We start from the raw sequence: 1242 nt of genomic DNA on the forward strand, positions 1-1242 counted from the left end.
TGCGGGCTCAGGCGGTCAACGCAACACTTCTTGGAGTGCTTCTGATGGTGTGCGGAATCCGAGGGTTTGTCGAGGGCGCCCGTTGAGTTCGTCGGCGATCGCATCCAGGTCGGCCTGGCTGTAGGTGCGTAGGTCGAGATGTCGCGGAAGGTATTGGCGCAAAAGACCGTTGGTGTTTTCATTACTGCCGCGTTGCCAGGGACTTTTCGGGTCGCAGAAGTAAACCGGAACGCCGGTCGCGACGGTGAAGGCGGCGTGTTCGGCCATTTCGTAGCCTTGGTCCCAGGTCAGGGTTCGCCGCAACGCGTCGGGCAGGGTCAGGATCCTGGCGGCCAGCGCGTCGGCGACCAGATCGGCGCGTTTGCCCTCGGGCAGGGCGATCAGCAGCAGAAACCGGGTGGACCGTTCGACCAGGGTGGCGACCGGAGACATGCCGCGCCCGAACACCAGATCGCCTTCCCAATGCCCGGGCACCGCTCGATCAGCGGCCTCGGCGGGGCGTTCGGCGATGGTGAGTACGCCGCGGCGCTGACCGCGGCCGTCGGGCTCGCGCTTGCCCTTCGGGCGGCGCATGGCCCGGTGTGTGCGCAGGTAGCGGGTCAGTTCGTGGCGCAGCTCGCCACGAGCCTGGATGAACAAAGTTCGGTAGATCGTCTCGTGCGACACATAACCCATGCTGGACTGCGGATTTCGGCGCAGCCAGCCCGCGATCTGCTGTGGCGACCACGCCAGGGCGAGTTTCTCGGCCACCACCGCGGCCAATCGCGGATCGCGGGACAGTTTGGTCGGTTTCGGTCGCGTTGCCCGAGCCCACGCCGCCTGGTCGGCGGGCAAGGCGCGGTAGGCGAAACGACCGCCGCGCCCGGCGACCTCACGCGAGATCGTCGAGGGTGCTCGACCCAGGCGGCGGGCGATACCGCGCAGCGAGTCCCCGGCCGCCAATCCGCGCGAGATCTCTTCTCGTTCAGCAAGACTCAGACGAAGCCGGCCGCGGTGGCGAGGAACCGGCCGGACCCCGCCACAGCGTTTGAATAGGTCGCGCACCGTCGAAGGGTGCCGGCGCATCTCCCGGGCGAGGACTTTGATCGCTTGCCCGGATCGCCACCGCCGCCACACTTCCTCGATTTGCGCTTCGGTCAACGGGGTTCTTTTCTCCGACAGCGGTCTGCTCGAGGCCATTACGCATCACATCCCTTCCTCACCAGGAGATTCCCAGTGTTGCGCTGACCTATTGAGACCAAG

General features: G+C 66.3%; 1 protein-coding gene. It reads right to left on the reverse strand.

The features are described from left to right. Window positions 1–15 precede the first annotated feature (15 nt). The gene (locus AB0M22_RS45695; RefSeq protein WP_364740340.1) at window positions 16–1179 is read right to left on the reverse strand and encodes an IS30 family transposase; all 1164 of its coding nucleotides are present in this window, start codon (window positions 1177–1179) and stop codon (window positions 16–18) included. Window positions 1180–1242: the final 63 nt, after the last annotated feature.

This window comes from Nocardia sp. NPDC051756, assembly GCF_040681495.1.
GTDB lineage: Bacteria > Actinomycetota > Actinomycetes > Mycobacteriales > Mycobacteriaceae > Nocardia.

Bases quoted from the DNA above. Each gene is read 5' to 3' on its own strand.
- AB0M22_RS45695 (WP_364740340.1), bottom strand. From the start codon at position 1,179: ATGGCCTCGAGCAGACCGCTGTCGGAGAAAAGAACCCCGTTGACCGAA.